The following is a 16,858-nucleotide window of genomic DNA, read 5'->3' as shown; positions in this document are numbered from 1 at the left end:
AACATCGCTCCAACAGGTCTACACCAATTTGCGCGGCGGCCCTTGTCACAGGGCAGCGCGGCTGATGAGCTATGGCCGGGACACAGCGCACAGCCCTGGGAAGGGAGATGACGTGAGCAACGAAAGCTCGGCCAGCTTGGCCAACCTGCTCAAGGAAGAGCGGAGGTTCGCCCCGCCCGCCGACCTGGCCGCGCACGCCACTGCGAAAGCGGCGGATTACGAGCGGGCGAAGGCCGACCGGCTGGGCTTCTGGGCCGAGCAGGCGCGCCGTCTGAGCTGGGGCACCGAGCCGGCCGAGACGCTCGACTGGTCGAACCCTCCGTTCGCCAAGTGGTTCAAGGACGGCAAGCTCAATGTCGCCTACAACTGCGTGGACCGGCATGTGGAGGCGGGCAACGGCGAGCGCGTCGCCCTGCACTTCGAGGGCGAGCCGGGGGACACCCGCAGCCTCACCTACGCCGACCTCCAGCGCGAGGTCTCACAGGCGGCCAACGCGCTCACCGAGCTGGGTGTCCAGGCGGGCGACCGGGTCGCCGTCTACATGCCGATGATCCCCGAGACGGTCATCGCCATGCTGGCCTGCGCGCGCATCGGCGCCCCGCACTCCGTCGTCTTCGGCGGCTTCTCGGCCGACGCGCTGGCCACCCGCATCCAGGACGCCGACGCGCGGGTCGTCATCACCGCGGACGGCGGCTACCGCAAGGGCGCGGCCAGCGCGCTCAAGCCCGCCGTGGACGAGGCGCTCACCCGCCCCGGCACCGAGAACGTGCGCAACGTGCTGGTCGTCAGGAGGACGGGCCAGGAGGACATCGCCTGGACCGAGGGCCGCGATGTGTGGTGGCACGACGTGGTCGCACATCAGTCCGAGCAGCACACGCCGCAGGACTTCGACGCCGAGCACCCGCTCTTCATCCTCTACACCTCCGGCACCACGGGTAAGCCGAAGGGCATCCTGCACACCACGGGCGGCTACCTCACCCAGGTCGCCTACACCCACAGCGCCGTCTTCGACCTCAAGCCGGAGAGCGACGTCTTCTGGTGCACGGCCGATGTCGGCTGGGTGACCGGGCACTCGTACATCGTCTACGGACCACTGGCCAACGGTGCGACCGAGGTGCTGTACGAGGGCACGCCCGACTCCCCGCACAAGGGCCGCTGGTGGGAGGTCGTCCAGAAGTACGGCGTCACCATCCTGTACACCGCGCCCACCGCGATCCGCGCCTGCATGAAGTGGGGCGACGACGTTCCGGCGAAGTTCGACCTGTCCTCGCTGCGGATCCTCGGCTCGGTCGGGGAGCCGATCAACCCCGAGGCGTGGATCTGGTACCGCCACCACATCGGGGGCGACCGCACGCCCGTGGTCGACACCTGGTGGCAGACCGAGACCGGCGGCATCATGATCAGCCCGCTGCCCGGAGTCACCGAGACCAAGCCCGGCTCGGCGCAGGTGCCGCTGCCCGGCATCTCCGCGACGGTCGTGGACGACGACGCCAACGAGGTGCCCGACGGCGCCGGCGGCTACCTGGTGCTCACCGAGCCGTGGCCGGCCATGCTGCGCACCATCTGGGGCGACGACCAGCGCTTCCTGGACACCTACTGGTCGCGCTTCGAGGACCGGTACTTCGCGGGCGACGGCGCCAAGAAGGACGACGACGGCGACATCTGGCTGCTCGGCCGGGTGGACGACGTCATGCTCGTCTCCGGACACAACATCTCCACCACCGAAGTCGAATCCGCGCTGGTCTCCCACCCGAAGGTCGCCGAGGCCGCCGTCGTGGGCGCGACCGACCCGCAGACCACCCAGGCCATCTGCGCCTTCGTCATCCTGCGCGGCGGCGCGGCGGAGGGGGAAGGGCTGGTCGAGGAGCTGCGCGCCCATGTGGCCAAGCAGCTCGGGCCGATCGCCAAGCCGAAGCGGATCCTGCCGGTCGCCGAGCTGCCCAAGACCCGCTCGGGCAAGATCATGCGCCGACTGCTGCGGGACGTCGCGGAGAACCGGACGCTGGGCGACACCCAGACCCTCACCGACTCCTCGGTGATGGACCTGATCCAGTCCAAGCTGCCGAGCGCGGCCAGCGAGGACTGAAGGGACGGACGGGGCGGCCGGGGCCCGAGGGGCCTCCCTGCCCCGGGGCCCGGCATCGGCGTTCGGGCCCGTCACCGCCGCCCCCGCGTCCACGGTCACAGCGGCTGCGGCGCGCCGCACAGGCGAGGGGCGTCCAGGCGGTCGGACGCCCCTCGCTCGCGTTCGTTACGCTGGCAGGGATCGCGTAAGGAACGCGACAAGATCATGGGCGCGCCGGGAAGTCTGGTCGGCACACAGAGCACGTATGTCCGCCGACGCTCCTGGAGGCCCCCGCCGTGTCCCCGTCCCCCGACGGCAAAGAGCCCCGCCGCTCCGTTTTCCTCGGCCGGCTCCCCCTGAACGAACGCAAGTTCCTCACGGACGCGCTGCGCACCGAGACCGTCGGCGGCACGCTGCTGCTGGTGGCCGCCATCGTGGCCCTCCTACTGGCCAACACCCCGGCCAGCGGCTTCTACGACGAGGTCCGCAACTTCCACTTCGGGCCCGCGTCGCTCCACCTGAACCTGTCGGTCGCCGACTGGGCCAAGGACGGGCTGCTCACCGTCTTCTTCTTCGTCGCCGGAATCGAGCTGAAGCGCGAGCTGATCGTGGGCGAGCTGCGCGACCCGCGCGCCGCGGCGCTGCCGATCATCTCCGCGCTGTGCGGTATGGCCGTACCCGCGCTGGTCTACCTCGGCATCTCGCTCAGCGGCGGCGGCGACGCGCGGGGCTGGGCCATCCCGATGGCCACCGATATCGCCTTCGCGCTCGGCGTGCTGGCCGTGCTCGGCACCGGGCTGCCCTCCGCGCTGCGGGCCTTCCTGCTCACGCTCGCCGTCGTCGACGACCTCGGCGCGATCGTGATCATCGCCGTCTTCTACTCGGCGGGCATCAGCTTCGGCGCCCTGGCCGGGGCCGTCGCGGGGCTGGCGCTCTTCTGGTTCCTGCACCACCGGACGAAGGTGCGCGGGTGGTACGTGTATGTGCCGCTCGCGGTGGTCATCTGGGCGCTGATGCACGCCAGCGGGGTGCACGCGACGGTCGCCGGGGTCGCGATGGGGCTGATGCTGCGCTGCACCGTCCGACAGGGCGAGAAAGGCCACAGGGACGGGGAGAGTGCGGGCAGCGGGGACGGCGACGGGGAGGTCTCGCCCGCCGAGCGCATCGAACACAAGGTCAGACCGCTGTCCGCCGGGCTGGCCGTGCCGGTCTTCGCCCTCTTCGCGGCGGGTGTCGGAGTGTCGGGCGGGGCGCTCGCGGATGTGTTCAGCAAGCCGGAGACGCTCGGCGTGGTCCTGGGGCTGCTCGTCGGCAAGACCGTGGGCGTCTTCGGCGGCGCGTGGCTGGCGGCCCGCTTCACCCGCGCCGAACTCAACCGCGACCTCGGCTGGCCGGATGTACTGGCCATCGCCATGCTCGCCGGAATCGGTTTCACCGTATCGCTCCTCATCAGCGAACTCGCGTTCGCCGGTCAGCCCGTCCTGACCGACGAGGCGAAGGCGGCAGTGCTGTGCGGCTCGCTGCTCGCGGCGCTCTGCTCCGCCGTGCTGCTCAAGTTCCGCTCCAGGAAGCACCGTTCGCTCGTCGAGGTCGAGGAGCGCGACGAGGACGAGGACGGCGTTCCGGACATCTACCAGGAGGACCTGCCCGAGTACCACCTGCGCATGGCGGCCCGCCTGGAGGCGAAGGCGGCCGAGCACCGCAGGCTCGCCGAAGTGGCCAGGGGCCAAGACGTGACGGACCATGGTCCGGCATGATGCGACGTTGACCGACCGGTAATCCGGCAGTGCGGCCGGAGGATGCCCGGGACACAGAAACGGGAAGCCCCCCGGCTCGTGCCAGGGCATCTCCCCGGCCCGGCCTGGCCCGGGACGGCGCGACACGTCACGTCACGTCATGTCCGGGGCACGGCATACAGACCACGTCCGGGGCATGGCACGCAGACCCCGCCGTACGACAGAGGGAGAGAGAGCGATGAGCGCAGCCGACGACGGCCGCAGCCTCGGACAGTTGGTCGCGGCGGCGACCGCCGAGATGTCCGCGCTGGTGCACGACGAGATCGCCTTGGCCAAGGCCGAGCTGCGACAGGACGCGAAGCGCGGCGCGATGGGCAGCGGTGCCGCGATCGTCGCGCTGGCCTTCTTGCTCTTCGCGCTCCCCGTGCTGAGCTTCGCCGCGGCCTACGGCATCCACAACCTCGGGCTCGGGCTCGCCTGGTCGTTCCTGATCGTGGGCGGCGCCTTCATTGTGCTGGCGCTCATCCTGCTGGGCCTTGCGGCGCTGAAGTTCAAGAAGATCTCCAAGAGCAAGGGCGCCCAGCGGTCGATGGCCTCCGCCAAGGAGAGCGCGGCCGTCCTCTCCCACGCCAAGCCCCACCCGCGTACGGGCGAGGACGGGACGGAGGAGAGCCGTCCTCTTGAGGGTGTGACACGCTCGTCTGTATGACGCTCGCAGAAAGCCCCGCGGCAGTGATCCGCGCCGACGGTCCCTGGACCCACCGGGATGTGGCCGCCAACGGTGCGCGCTTCCACATCACCGAAATGGGTGAAGGTCCGCTGGTGCTGCTGCTGCACGGTTTTCCGCAGTTCTGGTGGACCTGGCGCCATCAGTTGCCGGCGCTGGCGGACGCGGGGTACCGGGCCGTCGCGATGGACCTGCGGGGAGTGGGCGGCAGCGACCGTACGCCGCGCGGCTACGACCCGGCCAACCTCGCGCTCGATGTGACCGGTGTCATCCGCTCCCTGGGCGAGCCGGACGCCGCACTCGTCGGACATGACCTCGGCGGCTACCTGGCGTGGACGGCCGCGGTGATGCGGCCCAAGCTGATCCGAAGGCTCGCCGTGGCCTCGATGCCCCATCCGCGCCGCTGGCGCGCCGCGATGGTGGGTGACCCGCGGCAGACCGCCGCCGGCTCCTACATCTGGGGCTTCCAGCGGCCCTGGGTACCAGAGCGTCAGCTCGTCGCGGACGAGGGCGCCTTGGTGGGACGGCTGATCCGGGAGTGGGCGGGCCCCAAGCCGGCCGGCGTCGCCGAGGACACGGCGATCGACAACTACCGGCGCGCGATGTGCGTGCCCTCCACGGCGCACTGCTCCATCGAGCCGTACCGCTGGATGGTGCGCTCGCTGGCGCGGCCGGACGGGGTGCAGTTCTACCGGCGGATGAAGCGGCCGGTGCGGGTGCCGACCCTCCATCTGCACGGCTCGCTCGACCCGGTGATGCGCACGCGCAGTGCGGCCGGTTCGGGCGAGTACGTCGAAGCGCCGTACCGCTGGCGGCTGTTCGACGGCCTGGGGCACTGGCCCCACGAGGAGGATCCGGTGGCCTTCACCACGGAGTTGCTGAACTGGCTGGGCGACCCGGAACCGGACCGCTGAGCCTTTCGTCCGACCGCTGCGGGAGCGGTCCCGCCGGCCTGCCGCGACCACCCGGCGAAACCGAACATGTGCCCGCCGCATAGGCCGATTGAGGGCTCCGGAGGCGATTACTGACCTTGGGGCGGGGGCAGGGACCCCAGTATGGGCTGGTCGCACGACTTCCGTGACGTGGCACGTAATCGCAGCCATCTGAGGGCCCCGCGCACGCCGTCTTCGGCGCGCTTCGCGGCCCGGCTGGAGCCTTCGGATCCCGAGCTGGGAATCCCCCGCATTCTGCGCCGCCGCGCCCGCTGGGTGGGCGCGCGGCTGCGGCATACCCGCACCTGAGTCGGACCGGACCGGATCAGGTCCGGCCGGGGTCTGGCCGACTCGCTTGCCTTGCTTGCCTTGCTTGCCTTGCTTGCCTTGCTTGCCTGACGTGACGTGACCGGGGCCCAGGTGCCCCGCCGAAGGCAGCGGTCGTCACATCGCGCAGCCCTGGCTGTCAACCTGCCGCTGGGCCGTCATGCCCTTGGTGATGTCCTCGGTCACCTCGTCGGTGCTGAGGGCGTATCCGGTCTTGTTGTCGTCCAGGGACTTGGCGAAGATCACGCCGTATACCCGGCCGTCCGGGGTGAGCAGCGGGCCGCCGGAATTCCCTTCCCGGATGGTCGTGTAGAGCGAGTACACGTTCCGGGAGACGGTGCCGCGGTGGTAGATGTCAGCGCCGCTGGGCTGGATACGGCCGCGTACGCGCGCGGGCCGTACGTCGAAGGCGCCGTTCTCCGGGAAGCCCGCGACGATGGCGCCGTCGCCGCTGATCGCGCCCCGGTCGGCGAAGCGCAGCGCGGGCGCCCGCAGTCCGGGGACCTTGAGGACGGCGATGTCCCGCTTCCAGTCGTAGACCACGACCTGCGCGTTGTAGCGCTGGCCCTCGCCGCCGACCTGCACGGTCGGCTCCTTCACGCCGCCGACGACGTGAGCGTTCGTCATCACCTTGTCCTGCGAGAAGACGAAGCCGGTGCCCTCCAGCTCTTTGCCGCAGCTGGGCGCGGTGCCGACGATCTTGACGATGCTGCGCTTGGCCTGCTGGACCACCGGCGCGGTCGCCAGCGCGGGGTCCGGCGGCGGCACTTCGCGGATCGGCTCGTTGGAGAAGGGCGAGAAGACCTGCGGATAGCCGTTCTTGGCCAGCACGGTGGAGAAGTCCGCGAACCAGCTGCTGGCCTGCTGGGGCATCACCCGCGAGATGCCGAGCAGCAGCGTGGAGCCGCGCACCTCCTTGCCCAGCGTCGGCAGCGCCGTACCGGCCAGCGCGGCACCGATCAGCCAGGCCACGACCAGCATGGCCAGCACGTTGACGAGCGCGCCGCCGGTGGCATCCAGGGCACGCGCGGGCGACCAGGTGATGTAGAGGCGCAGCTTGTTGCCCAGGTGCGTGGTGAGCGCCTGGCCCACGGAGGCGCAGATGATCACCACGATCACCGCGCACACGGCGCCCACCGTGCCCGGTCTCTCGCCGTCCCTGAACTGGTCCCACAGCAGCGGCACGACCAGCAGCGCGACCAGTCCGCCGCCCATGAAGCCCAGAACGGACAGGATGCCGACGACGAACCCCTGGCGGTATCCGATACTCGCGAACCACACGGCTGCCAGCACCAGCAGTACGTCCAGCACGTTCACCGAATTCAGCCTCGCCTCGGATCCACTGACAGTTCAGGCCGCCGCTCCCGCGCGGAGAGCGGACAGCTTCCGCGAAAAAAGCGGGAGAGATACCGTCTCATGTGCGCGGGGTGGCCTTGTCACGTGTACCGGTGCTACCGGATCGTGCGGTTCGGCATACCGCGCTCGCTCCCCAGGAGCGGGGTCGCTCAGGTGTGCCAGTCGAGCGGGACCCGGTGGTCCTGGTCCCAGGGCAGCTCCCAGCCGGCGAAGTGCAGGATCCGGTCGATCACGCCCGCCGTGAAGCCCCAGACGAGCGCCGAGCCCACCCGGAAGGCCGGGCCCGCGTGCCCGGCCGGATGCACGGCCATGACGCGGTTGGCGGGGTCGGTCAGATCGGCCACCGGGACGGTGAACACCCGCGCCGTCTCCCCCGGATCCACGGGCGCGACGGGCGTCGGGCGGCGCCACCAGCCGAGTACGGGGGTGACGACGAAGCCGCTCACCGGAATGTAGAGGCTCGGCAGCACACCGAACACCTGTACCCCGGAGGGGTCGAGGCCGGTCTCCTCCTCCGCCTCCCGCAGCGCGGCGCGCAGCCGCCCCTCGCCCTGCGGATCCCCGTCCTCCGGATCGACGGAGCCGCCGGGGAAGGAAGGCTGACCGGCGTGCGAGCGCAGGCTGGAGGCCCGCTCCATCAGCAGCAGCTCAGGGCCCCGGGAACCGTCGCCGAAGAGCACCAGCACGGCGGAGGGGCGGCCTCCGCCGTCGGGCGGCGGCAGGAACCGGCTGAGCTGACTCGCCTCGACGGTCTGCGCGGCATCCCGTACGGGCACCAGCCATTCGGGCAGGCCGCGGTCGCTGACCTCGACGGGCGTGGGGGAATCCCCGTGGGCGGACCGCGCGCTCGTCACCGGGCGGCGCCGGTGGCCGGAGCACGGGAGGGCAGGGGCGGCGCGGGCTGCCCGGGGTAGTCGGCCGGGGGCTTGAGCCGCTGCCCCGGCTGGCCGCCCATCTCGTACTTGAGCAGCTTCCTGGCCTTCTCCGGGTCGGTCTCGCCCTCGCCGTAGGAGGGGCACAGCTCGGCGATGGGGCACGCTCCGCAGGCGGGCTTACGGGAGTGGCAGATGCGGCGGCCGTGAAAGATGGTGCGGTGCGAGAACATCGTCCACTCGCTCTTGGGGAGCAGCGCGTCGATCTCCTGCTCGACCTTGACCGCGTCGGTCTGCTCGGTGAGCTTCCAGCGGCGCACCAGACGGCCGAAGTGCGTGTCCACGGTCAGCCCCGGGACCCCGAAGGCGTTCCCCAGCACCACGAACGCGGTCTTGCGGCCGACCCCGGGCAGGGTGACCAGCTCATCGACGGTGCCGGGCACCTCGCCGCCGAACTCGTCCCGCAAGGCGGCGGACAGCCCCAGGAGGGACTTCGCCTTGGCACGGAAGAATCCGGTCGGCCGGATCAGCTCCTCCAGCTCCTCCGGATCAGCCGCCGCCATGTCCTCGGGGGTGGGGTACGCGGCGAAGAGCGCGGGCGTCGACTGGTTGACCCGCAGGTCCGTCGTCTGCGCGGAGAGGACGGTGGCCACGAGCAGTTCGAAGGGATTTTCGAAGTCCAGCTCGGGGTGTGCGTAGTAGTACACATCGGCCAGCGCCTCGTTGATCCGCGCGGCGCGGCGGCTCTTGGACGCCTGGGATTCGGTGGAGGTGCCGCTGGACTGCTTCTTGGCGGCGGTCTTCCCGGCAGCCGTTTTCGGGGCGGTGGCCTTCTTGGCGGCGGGCTTCTTGGCAGCCGTCTTCTTCGCCGCCGGCTTGTCGGCGGTGGCCTTCTTCGCGGCGGACTTCTTCGCCGCCGGGGCCTTCTTGGGGGCGGCCTTCTCGGCAGCCGGGGCCTTCTTGGCGGCGGGCTTCCCCGTGGGCTCCGCTGCGGCCTGCTCGGCGGTGGCCCTGGCGTCCGCCGCCTTCCGGGCCGCCGTCTTCTTGGCCGGGGCCCTCTTCGCCGGGGCCTTCTTCGCCGGGGCCTTCTTCGCCGGGGCCTTCTTCGCGGTCGGCTCGCCCGCCGCCGACGGGCTTCCCGTCGCCCTCTTGGCCGCCTCGCGTTCGCTCACAGCGGAATCCTCCGTCGCCGTCACCCGCCCAGCCCCCTCTCTGTCCGTGTACTTCCCGGGGTGGTGGACACTCGGCCAGACTAAAGGGGGGCGCCGACATTCGCGGCGCACACAGCCGATCCACAGCCCTAGCGGGACCTGCCTTGGGGGTCACTGTGTCCGTACGTCAAACTTGTGACTGATTGCTGTGACTGATCGCACTGTTTCACCGTCCGGCATCATGGGTTCCACGGACCCCATGGGCAGGTCGACAAGGAGAGAACTCGTGGACGACGTTCTGCGGCGCGCCCCGCTCTTCGCGGCGCTCGATGAGGAGCAGGCCGCCGAGCTGCGTGCCTCCATGGCGGAGACGACGCTTGCTCGCGGTGAGGCCCTCTTCCACGAGGGTGACCCGGGTGACCGCCTCTATGTGGTGACGGAAGGCAAGGTGAAGCTGCACCGCACCTCGCCGGACGGCCGCGAGAACATGCTCGCCGTGCTCGGTCCCGGCGAGCTGATCGGTGAGCTGTCCCTGTTCGACCCAGGTCCGCGTACGGCCACGGCCTCCGCGCTGACCGAGGTCAAGCTGCTGGGGCTGGGCCACGGCGACCTCCAGCCGTGGCTGAACGCCCGCCCCGAGGTCGCGACGGCGCTGCTGCGCGCCATCGCCCGGCGGCTGCGGCGCACCAACGACTCCATGTCCGACCTGGTCTTCTCCGACGTCCCCGGGCGCGTGGCCAAACAGCTGCTCGACCTGTCGCGGCGCTTCGGTGTGCAGTCCGAGGAGGGCATCCACGTCGTACACGACCTCACACAGGAAGAGCTGGCCCAGCTGGTCGGTGCCTCGCGCGAGACGGTGAACAAGGCGCTGGCCGATTTCGCCGGGCGCGGCTGGCTCCGCCTGGAGGCCCGCGCGGTCATCCTGCTGGACATCGAACGGCTGGCGAAGCGCTCCCGCTGACCCGTCCCCGGGACGGTACGGGCATCCGTTCCGCCCGGGCCCCGTCCACGACGGCCGATCCGGCCCATCCAGTCCGTGATGTAAGGGGTGCCCTCTCTTGAGGGCGCCCCTTACGCATGCGCGGAGCGCGCGTCCCCCTCAGACCGGTTCCGGTCCGGGTCCGGTTCCGGCTCCGCGCGGAAGCAGTCCGTGTTCACGGAGATAGTCGAGCTGGGCCCGGACGGACAGTTCCGCCGCCGGCCAGAGCGAGCGGTCAACGTCGGCGTACACGTGTGCGACGACCTCGGAGGCCGTGCGATACCCCGCCTCGACCGCTGTCTCGACCTGGGCGAGCCGCTTGGCGCGGTGTGCCAGGTAGAAGTCGATCGCACCCTGTGCGTCGTCCAGGACCGGCCCGTGCCCCGGCAGGATCCGGCTGACCCCGTCCTCCACCGTCAAGGAGCGCAACTCGCGCAGGGAGTCGAGGTAGTCGCCGAGCCGCCCGTCCGGGTGGGCGACGACGGTGGTGCCCCGGCCCAGCACCGTGTCGCCCGTCAGCACGGCGGCGTCGGCGGGCAGGTGGAAGGAGAGCGAGTCGGCGGTGTGACCAGGGGTGGGGACCACGCGCAGCTCCAGGCCGCCCGTGGTGATGACGTCTCCCACCCCGAGCCCCTCGTCGCCCAGACGCAGCGCCGGATCGAGGGCGCGCACCGGAGTGCGGGTCAGTTCCGCGAACCGCGCGGCGCCCTCGGCGTGGTCCGGATGGCCGTGGGTGAGCAAGGTGAGCGCGACCCGCTTGCCCACCCTCTCAGCGGCGGCGACGACGGCGCGCAGGTGGTCCTCGTCCAGGGGCCCGGGGTCGATGACGACGGCGAGATCCGAGTCCGGCTCGGCGACGATCCAGGTGTTGGTGCCGTCGAGCGTCATGGCCGACGGGTTGGGCGCCAGGACGCAGTGGGTGCGCGGGCCGGCCTGCCCGCTGATCACTCCGCCTCGCGGCTGGCCGGGAAGGGCGGCGGCATCGGTCATGCGGAATCGATCCTCTTGGTGAACTCGTCATGTCCCGGCCAGCTCAGCACGATCTCCCCTGCCTCCAGGCGGGCCCGGGCGAGGACCGGCGTCAGATCGCGGTCGCCCGCCGCCGCCAGGGCTTCGGCGGCCGTCGCGTACGGCAGCAGCTCGCGCAGTGCGGCGATGGTGGGCGGCATCATCAGCAGTTCGCCCCTGTCGTAGCCGGCGGCGGCCTCCTCGGGACGGACCCAGACGGTGGCGTCGGCCTCGGTGGACGCGTTACCGGTGCGCTGGCCCTCCGGAAGGGCGGCCACGAAAAAGTACGTGTCATAGCGCCGCTTCTCGAACTCCGGCGTGATCCAGCGCGCCCAGGCCCCCAGCAGGTCGGCCCGCAGGACGAGGTTCCTGCGGTTGAGGAAATCGGCGAAGGACAGCTCGTGGGCCACCAGAGCGGCCCTGTCGGCCTCCCAGTCCGCGCCTGTGGTGTCCGCGACGACGGTGTGCGGGTCGGGCCCGGCGAGCAGCACTCCGGCTTCCTCGAAGGTCTCCCGGACGGCGGCGCACACGACAGAGCGCGCCGTCGCCTCGTCCGTGCCGAACCGCTCGGCCCACCGCGCGTCCGCCGGACCCGTGCTGTCGGTCGCGCGGGTGTCACGCGGATCGACGGCACCGCCCGGATAGGCGTAGGCGCCGCCCGCGAACGCCATGGACGTACGGCGGCGCAGCATATGGACGGCCGGCCCCGCGGGGGTGTCGCGCAGGAGCATGACGGTGGCGGCTCTGCGCGGGGCGACGGGCGTCAGCTCGCCCGCCGCCAGGGCGCGGATACGCTCCGGCCACTCGGGCGGATACCACTGGCCGTTCTCGGTGGACGACATGGCCGGATGCTACGGCGCTGCGCGCCGATGTTCGAGAGGTACCCGGTGTGCGGGTATCCGGTCGCACGGAACGCTCACCGGGCATCCGGTCACACGGAATACCGCCAGGCATCCGGTCGCCCGGAATGCCCGTCAAGCATCCGGTCGCACGGAATGCCTATCCGGCATCCAGTCGCTCTGGCAGCAACCGCACGGAAGACCGACCCGGCATCCGGTCACGCGCTGCGCCACCGGGCATCCGGTCACGCGAATCGTTCGGGGCCGGCCTCCGCAGGCCCGCCGGGAACAGTCGGCCTGCCCCTCCCCGCAGCCCCAAGGGCCGGGAGGCTCAAAGCCCGAAAGGGCCCCAAGAGTCCGAAAGTCCGAGGGGCCGAGACCCGAGGTCCCGGGCGGCCGAAGTCCCGGGCGGCCGGGGTGCGCTGCCGGGCCGCCCGGGTCAGCCCGTCAGCCGGCCAGCTCGACCTGGACCTCGACCTCCACGGGCGCGTCCATCGGCAGCACGGCCACGCCGACGGCGCTTCGCGCGTGCACGCCCTTCTCACCCAGGACCTCACCGAGCAGTTCGCTGGCCCCGTTGATGACGCCGGGCTGGCCGGTGAAATCCGGCGCGGAGGCGACGAATCCGGTGACCTTGACGACGCGGGCGACCCGGTCGAGATCCCCGGCGACCGACTTCACCGCGGCCAGTGCGTTCAGCGCCGCCGTACGCGCCAGTTCCTTCGCTTCCTCGGGGGTGACCTCTCCGCCGACCTTGCCGGTCAGCGGAAGCGTGCCCTCGACGAGGGGGAGCTGGCCCGCCGTGTAGACGTACGTGCCCGACCGGACAGCGGGCACATAGGCACCCGCCGGAGTCGCGGTCGCCGGGAGCGTCAGGCCGAGCTCCGCCAGCTTGTCCTCGGCCGCGCTCACGCTTCCTTCTTCCGCTTCAGGTAGGCCACGAGCTGCTCGGGGTTGTTCGGCCCCGGCACCACCTGGACCAGTTCCCAGCCGTCCTCGCCCCAGGTGTCCAGGATCTGCTTTGTCGCGTGCACGAGCAGCGGCACGGTCGCGTATTCCCACTTCGTCATGGGGACGACCCTAACGGCTGAGAGCACCCCGCACGGGCGCGGTGGTCCCCGGCAGCTCAGGCCCGGTGGCCGGCCCCCCGTTCCTGGCCGGGGGCTCTCCGTTCCGGGCCGGGAAGCCTCCTGCTCCACGCCGGGAGCCTTCCGCGCGGAACCGCACGCGTAGGCGAGGCGTGCGCTGGTTAGGCTCCCAGCCGTGAGCAGGCTTCACGTAGTGACCGGCAAGGGCGGGACCGGCAAGACGACGGTCGCCGCCGCACTCGCGCTGGCTCTGGCCGACGGCGGGCAGCGCACGTTGCTCGTCGAGGTCGAGGGCAGGCAGGGCATCGCACAGCTCTTCGAGACCGAGCCGCTTCCCTACGAGGAACGCAAGATCGCCGTCTCGCACGGCGGCGGCGAGGTCTACGCGCTGGCCATCGACGCGGAGCGGGCGCTGCTGGACTACCTCCAGATGTTCTACAAGCTGGGCAGCGCCGGCCGCGCGCTCAAGCGCCTGGGCGCCATCGACTTCGCGACGACCATCGCACCGGGGCTGCGCGACGTGCTGCTGACCGGGAAGGCGTGTGAGGCGGTGCGCCGCAGGGACAAGCGTCAGCGTCCCGTCTACGACGCCGTGGTGATGGACGCGCCGCCCACCGGCCGCATCGCCCGCTTCCTGGGGGTGAACGAGGAGGTGGCCGGGCTGGCCAAGGTCGGCCCCGTCCACAACCAGGCGCAGGCCGTGATGCGGGTCCTCAAGTCGCCGGAGACGGCAGTGCACCTGGTGACGCTGTTGGAGGAGATGCCGGTGCAGGAGACCCTCGACGGCATCGCCGAGCTGCGCTCCGCCGGGCTGCCCACGGGAAGCGTGGTGGTCAACATGGTCCGCCCGAGACTGCTGGACGAGGAACATCTGAAGGCGGCGGACGGGCACACAGCAGAGATGGCGCGCGCCTTCGCGCGCGCCGGTCTGGGGGGCGCGCGGCGCGGAGGGCACGCCGAGCGCCTCGTCGCGCCGCTCCTGGAGCAGGGCAGGGAGCACGCTGAGCGCGTCGGCCTGGAGCGGGGCCTGCGCGAGGAGTTGCACGCGCAGGGCCTTCCCCTGCGGGAGCTGCCACTGCTGAGCGAGGGAGTCGAGCTGGCGGGCCTGTACGGCATGGCCGGTGAACTGCGCGCCCAATGGCAGACCACTACCGGCGGAAGGCAGCCATGAGCCGCACCGGAGACAACAGCACCCCCTTCGCCGCACAGCAGACGTCTCAGCACGTCACGGAGACCCCACAGGCCCCACACCCGACAGAGCCGACAGAGCCGACAGAGCCGACAGAGCCGACAGCACGAGCAGAACCGGCAGAGTCGGCAGGAGCGGCCGGTCCCACGGAAGCGGCAGAGCCGACCGCCGACCCGACGAACGCCGGGCCGCTGGACGGCGTTCCGCTGGACGGCAACCCGCTGGGCGCGGAGGCCCTGGACATCGACCCGCTCCTGGACGATCCGGGCACCCGCATCGTCGTGTGCTGCGGCTCCGGCGGGGTCGGCAAGACGACGACGGCCGCGGCGCTGGGTGTGCGGGCTGCCGAGCGCGGTCGCCGGACCGTCGTCCTGACCATCGATCCCGCCCGCCGCCTGGCGCAGTCGATGGGACTCTCGAAGCTGGACAACACCCCTCGCGAGGTGCCGGGCGTGGACACCTCGGCGGGTGGCGAACTGCACGCCATGATGCTCGACATGAAGCGCACGTTCGACGAGATAGTCGAAGCGCACGCGGAGCCCGACCGCGCCACGGCGATCCTCGGCAACCCCTTCTATCAGTCGCTGTCCGCCGGGTTCGCGGGGACGCAGGAGTACATGGCGATGGAGAAGCTGGGGCAGCTGCGCTCCGGCGACGAGTGGGACCTGATCATCGTGGACACCCCGCCCTCGCGCTCCGCGCTGGACTTCCTGGACGCCCCCAAGCGGCTGGGCTCGTTCCTGGACGGGAAGTTCATCAAACTGCTGATGGCCCCGGCCCGGGTCGGCGGCCGGGCCGGCATGAAGTTCGTGAACCTTGGGATGGCGGGCCTTTCGATGTTCACCGGGGCGCTCAACAAGCTGCTGGGCGCCGGGCTCCTGCGGGACGTCCAGACCTTCGTCGCCGCCATGGACACCATGTTCGGCGGCTTCCGCACCCGTGCCGACGCCACCTACCGGCTGCTCCAGGCCCCGGGCACGGCCTTCTTGGTGGTGGCGGCGCCCGAGCGGGACGCGTTGCGCGAGGCCGCGTACTTCGTGGAACGGCTGGCCGCCGACCGGATGCCCCTCGCCGGGCTGGTGCTCAACCGGATGCACGGCAGCGAGGCGGCCGGACTGAGCGCCGAACGGGCCCTCGCCGCCGCCGAAAATCTTGAGGACGGCGGCATGGTGGATCGCGGCCGGGGGAAGAGTGGAGGGCGTGGCGCGCTGTCGGCCGCTCCAGAGAATCCCGAGGACGGCTCCCCCGCCTTCGAGGACCCCGGCTCCGGCGCCGAGGACTCCACCACGGAGCGGGACCCGGGCCAGGACGCCACCGCGCTCGCCGCAGGGCTGCTGCGGCTGCACGCCGACCGGATGCGGCTGCTCGCGCGCGAACGGCGCACCCGTGACCGCTTCACCGCGCTGCACCCCGAGGTGCCGGTGGCGGAAGTGACCGCGCTGCCCGGCGATGTGCACGATTTGGAGGGCCTGCGCACGATCGGTGAGCGGCTGGCCCGTTGCCAGGGTTGAGCACGAGAGGGCCGAGATGCGGCGGCCGTCGGCTCACTGCGGTTGGGGGCCGACTGCGGTTGGGGGCCGACTGCGGTTGGGGGCCGACTGCGGTTGGGGGCCGACTGGCGGCCGGCGACGGGATCGCGTCCGACGAGCAGCGGGGGTGGGCTGCTCTCATGACTGCCGCATGCCGACGTCCGCGCTACACATGACGCGACACAGGAGGCGCTGTCGCGCGGTGACGCGAGGCAGAGCGCGAAGTACTTCGCACGCTCGTCCAGCGCCCCGGCACCTGCCGTCTCGGCCACTCGCCGTCTCGTCGCCGTGAATCCGCGCCGCGGATGAAGGGCAGCGTCTCCAGGACACGTCCGCTTCCTGAGCCCTGAACTCCGTGTGCTGCACCCCGTGTGCTGAGCGCCGGGCGGTCGGCGAGGTGTGGGAGCCGTGATGTGTGGGAGCGGTCCGGCGGCCGGGAGGGTCATCCCACGGCCGCGTAGTCCTGTTCGTAATCGTGCTCGTAGTCGTGCTCGTCGCCCATGTCCACGTCCACGGGCACCTCCATGGGCAGGAGGCCGCCCGTGCTGCGCTCGTACTCCGAGCGCGCTGTTTCCAGCAGGCGGCGCCACGAGGTGACCGTGGGGCGGCGGCGCAGCAACGCTCTCCGCTCCCGCTCGGTCATCCCGCCCCACACGCCGAACTCCACGCGGTTGTCCAGTGCGTCCGCGAGGCATTCCGTACGGACGGGGCAGCCCGTGCATACGGCCTTGGCGCGGTTCTGCGCCGCCCCTTGCACGAAAAGCTCATCTGGATCCGTCGTGCGGCAGGCGGCCTGCGCACTCCAGTCTGTAACCCAGCTCATTGCCGGTGCCGTCCTCTCCCGAATCGAGGCTCCCCCACGGCGGCGAACGGCATATTCACCGTTGCCAGTTGAGGACGTTACGGAAGGCGGACATGGCGCAACACCCCCGTCGGGCCCAATCTTGAATGGCCCGAACGGACTATGCGTATGCGGCAGATCACCCAACGGAGTGAGCCGGTAACAAGCCCGACCTCCCCGGCAGATCCGGTCGGTTCAGCAGGCCAGGCGGCTATCCGG

The 16,858-nt window shown here is 71.3% G+C and carries 16 protein-coding genes; 8 read left to right on the top strand and 8 right to left on the bottom strand.

The features are described from left to right. Window positions 1-64: 64 nt before the first annotated feature. The 5 genes from acs to ABD339_RS09535 all read left to right on the top strand — a co-directional run bounded on the left by acs (window position 65) and on the right by ABD339_RS09535 (window position 5,769). Entirely contained in the window at window positions 65-2,086 is a 2,022-nt protein-coding gene (gene acs, locus ABD339_RS09555; RefSeq protein ID WP_425575939.1) for an acetate--CoA ligase, read from the top strand. Between the two features lie 275 nt (window positions 2,087-2,361). Further along, on the top strand, window positions 2,362-3,822 hold the full coding sequence (nhaA, locus tag ABD339_RS09550) for a Na+/H+ antiporter NhaA (protein WP_344564177.1): 1,461 nt from the start codon (window positions 2,362-2,364) through the stop codon (window positions 3,820-3,822). Between the two features lie 217 nt (window positions 3,823-4,039). Further along, on the top strand, window positions 4,040-4,510 hold the full coding sequence (locus ABD339_RS09545; RefSeq protein WP_344564175.1) for a phage holin family protein: 471 nt from the start codon (window positions 4,040-4,042) through the stop codon (window positions 4,508-4,510). After that, on the top strand, window positions 4,507-5,442 hold the full coding sequence (locus tag ABD339_RS09540; protein ID WP_344564174.1) for an alpha/beta fold hydrolase: 936 nt from the start codon (window positions 4,507-4,509) through the stop codon (window positions 5,440-5,442). The genes ABD339_RS09545 and ABD339_RS09540 overlap by 4 nt, the downstream gene beginning before the upstream one ends. Before the next feature lie 141 nt (window positions 5,443-5,583). Next, on the top strand, window positions 5,584-5,769 hold the full coding sequence (locus ABD339_RS09535) for a hypothetical protein (RefSeq protein WP_344564173.1): 186 nt from the start codon (window positions 5,584-5,586) through the stop codon (window positions 5,767-5,769). Between the two features lie 135 nt (window positions 5,770-5,904). Here the strand turns inward: ABD339_RS09535 and ABD339_RS09530 are convergent, their stop codons facing one another. The 3 genes from ABD339_RS09530 to nth form a co-directional block, all read right to left on the bottom strand. Continuing rightward, window positions 5,905-7,104, bottom strand: coding sequence for a MarP family serine protease (locus ABD339_RS09530; protein ID WP_344564171.1), 1,200 nt, complete (start codon window positions 7,102-7,104; stop codon window positions 5,905-5,907). A 188-nt stretch (window positions 7,105-7,292) separates the two neighbouring features. Beyond that, a complete protein-coding gene (locus tag ABD339_RS09525; protein WP_344564169.1) occupies window positions 7,293-7,997 on the bottom strand; it encodes an NUDIX hydrolase in 705 nt (234 codons plus the stop codon). After that, the gene (gene nth / locus ABD339_RS09520; protein ID WP_344564167.1) at window positions 7,994-9,187 is read right to left on the bottom strand and encodes an endonuclease III; all 1,194 of its coding nucleotides are present in this window, start codon (window positions 9,185-9,187) and stop codon (window positions 7,994-7,996) included. The genes ABD339_RS09525 and nth overlap by 4 nt, the downstream gene beginning before the upstream one ends. A gap of 265 nt (window positions 9,188-9,452) precedes the next feature. Here nth and ABD339_RS09515 point away from each other — a divergent pair, with 265 nt between their 5' ends. Further along, window positions 9,453-10,127 (top strand): Crp/Fnr family transcriptional regulator, encoded by a 675-nt coding sequence (locus ABD339_RS09515; protein WP_326688883.1) that lies wholly within the window; start codon window positions 9,453-9,455, stop codon window positions 10,125-10,127. 138 nt (window positions 10,128-10,265) lie between these two features. On the opposite strand, the gene ABD339_RS09510 is transcribed toward ABD339_RS09515, so the two are convergent. The 4 genes from ABD339_RS09510 to sp36 all read right to left on the bottom strand — a co-directional run bounded on the left by ABD339_RS09510 (window position 10,266) and on the right by sp36 (window position 13,062). After that, the gene (locus ABD339_RS09510) at window positions 10,266-11,135 is read right to left on the bottom strand and encodes an MBL fold metallo-hydrolase (protein ID WP_344564163.1); all 870 of its coding nucleotides are present in this window, start codon (window positions 11,133-11,135) and stop codon (window positions 10,266-10,268) included. Continuing rightward, window positions 11,132-11,995 carry an NUDIX hydrolase gene (locus ABD339_RS09505; protein ID WP_344564161.1) on the bottom strand — a complete coding sequence of 288 codons (864 nt, stop codon included), beginning with the start codon at window positions 11,993-11,995 and terminating at the stop codon, window positions 11,132-11,134. The genes ABD339_RS09510 and ABD339_RS09505 overlap by 4 nt, the downstream gene beginning before the upstream one ends. 444 nt (window positions 11,996-12,439) lie before the next feature. Further along, window positions 12,440-12,904, bottom strand: a complete 465-nt coding sequence (locus ABD339_RS09500) for a RidA family protein (RefSeq protein WP_344564159.1) — start codon at window positions 12,902-12,904, stop codon at window positions 12,440-12,442. After that, window positions 12,901-13,062: a Sp36 family protein gene (gene sp36, locus ABD339_RS09495; RefSeq protein ID WP_344564157.1), complete on the bottom strand. Its 162-nt coding sequence runs from the start codon at window positions 13,060-13,062 to the stop codon at window positions 12,901-12,903. Before sp36 ends, ABD339_RS09500 begins: the two co-directional genes overlap by 4 nt. Window positions 13,063-13,255: 193 nt before the next feature. Here sp36 and bagA point away from each other — a divergent pair, with 193 nt between their 5' ends. Together bagA and bagB are read left to right on the top strand one after the other, a co-directional pair. Continuing rightward, the gene (gene bagA / locus ABD339_RS09490; protein WP_344564155.1) at window positions 13,256-14,251 is read left to right on the top strand and encodes an ATPase BagA; all 996 of its coding nucleotides are present in this window, start codon (window positions 13,256-13,258) and stop codon (window positions 14,249-14,251) included. Continuing rightward, window positions 14,248-15,780 carry an ATPase BagB gene (gene bagB, locus ABD339_RS09485; RefSeq protein ID WP_344564153.1) on the top strand — a complete coding sequence of 511 codons (1,533 nt, stop codon included), beginning with the start codon at window positions 14,248-14,250 and terminating at the stop codon, window positions 15,778-15,780. Before bagA ends, bagB begins: the two co-directional genes overlap by 4 nt. Window positions 15,781-16,240: 460 nt before the next feature. Here the strand turns inward: bagB and ABD339_RS09480 are convergent, their stop codons facing one another. Next, entirely contained in the window at window positions 16,241-16,621 is a 381-nt protein-coding gene (locus ABD339_RS09480; RefSeq protein WP_344564151.1) for a WhiB family transcriptional regulator, read from the bottom strand. Window positions 16,622-16,858 lie beyond the last annotated feature (237 nt).

Origin of the sequence: Streptomyces axinellae (assembly GCF_039532135.1) — a bacterium.
GTDB classification, from domain to species: Bacteria; Actinomycetota; Actinomycetes; order Streptomycetales; family Streptomycetaceae; genus Streptomyces; species Streptomyces axinellae.
Note: the sequence above shows the minus strand (reverse complement) of the source record. Positions and strands in the feature narration are given on the sequence as shown.

What these genes read in the sequence shown, in the direction of transcription:
- bagB (WP_344564153.1), top strand. Translation starts at nt 14,248, where the DNA reads ATGAGCCGCACCGGAGACAACAGCACCCCCTTCGCCGCACAGCAGACG.
- ABD339_RS09540 (WP_344564174.1), top strand. Translation starts at nt 4,507, where the DNA reads ATGACGCTCGCAGAAAGCCCCGCGGCAGTGATCCGCGCCGACGGTCCC.
- ABD339_RS09510 (WP_344564163.1), bottom strand. Translation starts at nt 11,135, where the DNA reads ATGACCGATGCCGCCGCCCTTCCCGGCCAGCCGCGAGGCGGAGTGATC.
- ABD339_RS09545 (WP_344564175.1), top strand. Translation starts at nt 4,040, where the DNA reads ATGAGCGCAGCCGACGACGGCCGCAGCCTCGGACAGTTGGTCGCGGCG.
- sp36 (WP_344564157.1), bottom strand. Translation starts at nt 13,062, where the DNA reads ATGACGAAGTGGGAATACGCGACCGTGCCGCTGCTCGTGCACGCGACA.
- ABD339_RS09505 (WP_344564161.1), bottom strand. Translation starts at nt 11,995, where the DNA reads ATGTCGTCCACCGAGAACGGCCAGTGGTATCCGCCCGAGTGGCCGGAG.
- ABD339_RS09535 (WP_344564173.1), top strand. Translation starts at nt 5,584, where the DNA reads ATGGGCTGGTCGCACGACTTCCGTGACGTGGCACGTAATCGCAGCCAT.
- ABD339_RS09480 (WP_344564151.1), bottom strand. Translation starts at nt 16,621, where the DNA reads ATGAGCTGGGTTACAGACTGGAGTGCGCAGGCCGCCTGCCGCACGACG.
- acs (WP_425575939.1), top strand. Translation starts at nt 65, where the DNA reads ATGAGCTATGGCCGGGACACAGCGCACAGCCCTGGGAAGGGAGATGAC.